General features: G+C 51.2%; 2 tRNA genes and 3 rRNA genes. All 5 read right to left on the bottom strand.

What is annotated here, in order from left to right:
• Positions 1 to 52: 52 nt before the first annotated feature.
• The 5 genes from rrf to AC1RDS_RS20920 all read right to left on the bottom strand — a co-directional run bounded on the left by rrf (position 53) and on the right by AC1RDS_RS20920 (position 5,338).
• Positions 53 to 165: ribosomal RNA gene (rrf, locus tag AC1RDS_RS20900) — 5S ribosomal RNA — on the bottom strand.
• Positions 166 to 309: 144 nt separating this feature from the next.
• Positions 310 to 3,189 (bottom strand): 23S ribosomal RNA (locus AC1RDS_RS20905).
• Between the two features lie 383 nt (positions 3,190 to 3,572).
• A tRNA-Ala gene (locus AC1RDS_RS20910) sits at positions 3,573 to 3,648 on the bottom strand.
• Between the two features lie 32 nt (positions 3,649 to 3,680).
• Positions 3,681 to 3,757: transfer RNA gene (locus AC1RDS_RS20915), tRNA-Ile, on the bottom strand.
• A gap of 52 nt (positions 3,758 to 3,809) precedes the next feature.
• Positions 3,810 to 5,338: ribosomal RNA gene (locus tag AC1RDS_RS20920) — 16S ribosomal RNA — on the bottom strand.
• Together the 16S, 23S and 5S rRNA genes with 2 tRNA genes alongside form the textbook arrangement of a ribosomal RNA operon.
• Positions 5,339 to 5,546: the final 208 nt, after the last annotated feature.

Raw genomic sequence — 5,546 nt, forward strand, 5'->3', positions numbered from 1 at the left:
AAGCAGAAACGCCCCACTCAAAATTTGAGCGGGGCGTTACTGGGCTGTAAGAGCCTGACGATGACCTACTTTCACACGGGAACCCGCACTATCATCGGCGCAAAGTCGTTTCACTGTCCTGTTCGGGATGGGAAGGAGTGGTACCAACTTGCTATGGTCATCAGGCATAACTTGGTGCTGGGCTGTTGTTGTGAACAGCCTGGCGAATTCATAGAGTCTGGAATCAGATGTTTGTGTTTTGACTGCGTCTAACTTGGCATAACAGACTTTGAGCTTCACGCTGGTGAGCGTGTTGGCTATCAAAGTTATAGGGTCAAGCCGCACGAGCAATTAGTACTGGTTAGCTTAACGCATTACTGCGCTTCCACACCCAGCCTATCAACGTCCTGGTCTTGAACGACTCTTCAGGGGGCTCAAGGCCCCGGCAGATCTCATCTTGAAACGAGTTTCCCGCTTAGATGCTTTCAGCGGTTATCTCTTCCACACTTAGCTACTCGGCAATGCCACTGGCGTGACAACCGATACACCAGAGGTGTGTCCACTCCGGTCCTCTCGTACTAGGAGCAGGCTTCCTCAAATCTGCAGCGCCCACGGAAGATAGGGACCAAACTGTCTCACGACGTTTTAAACCCAGCTCACGTACCTCTTTAAATGGCGAACAGCCATACCCTTGGGACCGGCTACAGCCCCAGGATGAGATGAGCCGACATCGAGGTGCCAAACACCGCCGTCGATATGAACTCTTGGGCGGTATCAGCCTGTTATCCCCAGAGTACCTTTTATCCGTTGAGCGATGGCCCTTCCATACAGAACCACCGGATCACTATGTCCTGCTTTCGCATCTGCTCGACTTGTCAGTCTCGCAGTTAAGCACGCTTATGCCATTGCACTATCGTCACGATGTCCGACCGTAACTAGCGTACCTTCGAACTCCTCCGTTACGCTTTGGGAGGAGACCGCCCCAGTCAAACTGCCTACCATGCACTGTCCCCGATCCAGATAATGGACCTGGGTTAGAACCTCAAACACACCAGGGTGGTATTTCAACGTTGGCTCCATGAGATCTAGCGACCTCACTTCAAAGCCTCCCACCTATCCTACACAGATCTGTTCAAAGTCCAATACAAAGCTACAGTAAAGGTTCATGGGGTCTTTCCGTCTTTCCGCGGGGAGATTGCATCATCACAAACATTTCAACTTCGCTGAGTCTCAGGAGGAGACAGTGTGGCCATCGTTACGCCATTCGTGCAGGTCGGAACTTACCCGACAAGGAATTTCGCTACCTTAGGACCGTTATAGTTACGGCCGCCGTTTACTGGGACTTCAATCAAGAGCTTGCACCCCATCATTTAATCTTCCAGCACCGGGCAGGCGTCACACCCTATACGTCCACTTTCGTGTTTGCAGAGTGCTGTGTTTTTATTAAACAGTCGCAGCCACCGATTTTTTGCAACCCCTTTGGGCTCCCTCTGTACGAGTTCACCTACTTGGGGCATACCTTCTCCCGAAGTTACGGTATCAATTTGCCGAGTTCCTTCTCCTGAGTTCTCTCAAGCGCCTTAGAATACTCATCTCGCGCACCAGTGTCGGTTTGCGGTACGGTCGTCAATAGCTGAAGCTTAGTGGCTTTTCCTGGAAGCAGGGTATCACTCACTTCGGCTGCAAGCAGCCTCGTTATCACCCCTCATCTAAGCCCGGCGGATTTGCCTACCAGGCACGACTACAGGCTTGAACCAACATATCCAACAGTTGGCTGAGCTAACCTTCTCCGTCCCCACATCGCACTATTGATCGGTACAGGAATATTGACCTGTTTCCCATCAGCTACGCATCTCTGCCTCGCCTTAGGGGCCGACTCACTCTACGCCGATGAACGTTGCGTAGAAAACCTTGCGCTTACGGCGAGGGGGCTTTTCACCCCCTTTAACGCTACTCATGTCAGCATTCGCACTTCTGATACCTCCAGCATCCGTTACCAGACACCTTCACAGGCCTACAGAACGCTCTCCTACCACGTGCAATAAATTGCACATCCGCAGCTTCGGTAACTGGCTTAGCCCCGTTACATCTTCCGCGCAGGACGACTCGATCAGTGAGCTATTACGCTTTCTTTAAATGATGGCTGCTTCTAAGCCAACATCCTGACTGTTTTAGCCTTCCCACTTCGTTTCCCACTTAGCCAATTTTAGGGACCTTAGCTGGCGGTCTGGGTTGTTTCCCTCTTGAGTCCGGACGTTAGCACCCGGTGCTCTGTCTCCCAAGCTGTACTCTGCGGTATTCGGAGTTTGCATAGGTTTGGTAAGTCGCCATGACCCCCTAGCCTAAACAGTGCTCTACCCCCGCAGGTAATACTTGAGGCACTACCTAAATAGTTTTCGGAGAGAACCAGCTATTTCCAAGTTTGTTTAGCCTTTCACCCCTATCCACAGCTCATCCCCTAGTTTTGCAACACTAGTGGGTTCGGACCTCCAGTACCTGTTACGGCACCTTCATCCTGGCCATGGATAGATCACTTGGTTTCGGGTCTACACCCAGCGACTAAATTCGCCCTATTCGGACTCGATTTCTCTACGGCTTCCCTATTCGGTTAACCTTGCCACTGAATGTAAGTCGCTGACCCATTATACAAAAGGTACGCAGTCACCCCTTAGGGCTCCTACTTTTTGTAAGCATGCGGTTTCAGGATCTATTTCACTCCCCTCCCGGGGTTCTTTTCGCCTTTCCCTCACGGTACTGGTTCACTATCGGTCGATTACGAGTATTTAGCCTTGGAGGATGGTCCCCCCATATTCAGACAGGATTTCTCGTGTCCCGCCCTACTTTTCTCCAGCTTAGTACCACCAGTCTGTTTTCGCATACAGGGCTATCACCTGCTATGGCCGGACTTTCCATTCCGTTTTGCTAACAGTCTGACTATCACTGGAAGGCTCTTCCGATTTCGCTCGCCACTACTTTCGGAATCTCGGTTGATGTCTTTTCCTCGAGCTACTGAGATGTTTCAGTTCACCCGGTTCGCCTCGCATGACTATGTATTCATCATGCGATACCTCTTGCGAGGTGGGTTTCCCCATTCAGATATCTCCGGATCAATGCTTATTTGCCAGCTCCCCGAAGCTTTTCGCAGGCTATCACGTCTTTCGTCGCCTGTAATCGCCAAGGCATCCACCACATGCTCTTAGTCACTTGACCCTATAACTTTGACATCTCTTTCAAGATATCGCCATCATCTTCAAGGACTTGCCAGGTCTTTCACCTGGCGCGTTATGCCGTAATGTGAATAATTCCTCGATATCACTATCAAGAAACATTCGTCATTACTAATTCAATTTACTTCACCACGCTTTCGCGCAGCTTTAGCTCGTTGAATATTCGTTTTGACGCAATCAAAAATTTGTCACCAGGGGCACGGTCTGCACTAAACCTTTACGAATGTGCAGTTTCCCCTGGCAACTCTGATTTCGACTCTATGAATTTTTAAAGAACAGCCGATTGATCAATCGATATTGATCAACAACAAAGCAGCCTTTTGCAAAGCCACTTTGGTGTTGAAGTCCGAATGTGTTTCTTGGTGTTGGTGGAGGATGACGGGATCGAACCGACGACCCCCTGCTTGCAAAGCAGGTGCTCTCCCAGCTGAGCTAATCCCCCTGGTCCTCTTGCCGTATCTGGCCATCGGAATTTGGTGGGTCTAGTTGGGCTCGAACCAACGACCCCTGCGTTATCAACACAGTGCTCTAACCAGCTGAGCTACAGACCCTGTTCCAACAACCGATAAGTGTGGGCGTTCAATATTGAATGCAGTTTTCCAGAAAGGAGGTGATCCAGCCGCACCTTCCGATACGGCTACCTTGTTACGACTTCACCCCAGTCACGAACCCTGCCGTGGTAATCGCCCTCCTTGCGGTTAGGCTAACTACTTCTGGCAGAACCCGCTCCCATGGTGTGACGGGCGGTGTGTACAAGACCCGGGAACGTATTCACCGCGACATTCTGATCCGCGATTACTAGCGATTCCGACTTCACGCAGTCGAGTTGCAGACTGCGATCCGGACTACGACTGGCTTTATGGGATTGGCTCCCCCTCGCGGGTTGGCAACCCTCTGTACCAGCCATTGTATGACGTGTGTAGCCCCACCTATAAGGGCCATGAGGACTTGACGTCATCCCCACCTTCCTCCGGTTTGTCACCGGCAGTCCCATTAGAGTGCCCTTTCGTAGCAACTAATGGCAAGGGTTGCGCTCGTTGCGGGACTTAACCCAACATCTCACGACACGAGCTGACGACAGCCATGCAGCACCTGTGTTATGGCTCTCTTTCGAGCACTCCTCTATCTCTAAAGGATTCCATACATGTCAAAGGTGGGTAAGGTTTTTCGCGTTGCATCGAATTAAACCACATCATCCACCGCTTGTGCGGGTCCCCGTCAATTCCTTTGAGTTTCAACCTTGCGGCCGTACTCCCCAGGCGGTCAACTTCACGCGTTAGCTTCGTTACTGAGTCAGTGAAGACCCAACAACCAGTTGACATCGTTTAGGGCGTGGACTACCAGGGTATCTAATCCTGTTTGCTCCCCACGCTTTCGTGCATGAGCGTCAGTACAGGCCCAGGGGATTGCCTTCGCCATCGGTGTTCCTCCGCATATCTACGCATTTCACTGCTACACGCGGAATTCCATCCCCCTCTGCCGTACTCTAGCTATGCAGTCACAAATGCAGTTCCCAGGTTGAGCCCGGGGATTTCACATCTGTCTTACATAACCGCCTGCGCACGCTTTACGCCCAGTAATTCCGATTAACGCTTGCACCCTACGTATTACCGCGGCTGCTGGCACGTAGTTAGCCGGTGCTTATTCTTACGGTACCGTCATGGACCCCCTTTATTAGAAGGAGTCTTTTCGTTCCGTACAAAAGCAGTTTACAACCCGAAGGCCTTCATCCTGCACGCGGCATGGCTGGATCAGGCTTGCGCCCATTGTCCAAAATTCCCCACTGCTGCCTCCCGTAGGAGTCTGGGCCGTGTCTCAGTCCCAGTGTGGCTGGTCGTCCTCTCAGACCAGCTACAGATCGTCGGCTTGGTAAGCTTTTATCCCACCAACTACCTAATCTGCCATCGGCCGCTCCGTGAGCGCAAGGCCTTGCGGTCCCCTGCTTTCATCCTGAGATCGTATGCGGTATTAGCAAAGCTTTCGCTCCGTTATCCCCCACTCTCGGGCACGTTCCGATGTATTACTCACCCGTTCGCCACTCGTCAGCATCCGAAGACCTGTTACCGTTCGACTTGCATGTGTAAGGCATGCCGCCAGCGTTCAATCTGAGCCAGGATCAAACTCTACAGTTCGATCTTGATTTTTTTTCGCTCTCGACCTTTGACAGTCTCAAGCAACTCATAATTAAGAATTGAAGTGAACTTCACTTCTCTCTCATGAGCGTTTGTAGTGCTAAGCACTAGTTCCAAAGAACTTGGCACTCGCCATCAAACGCCCACGCTTATCGGCTGTATGTTTTTAATGAACCAGATCACAAAGCGCCAAAGCTGCTTCATCATC

The sequence above is a fragment of the Acidovorax sp. GW823-FHT02H02 genome, assembly GCF_058797075.1.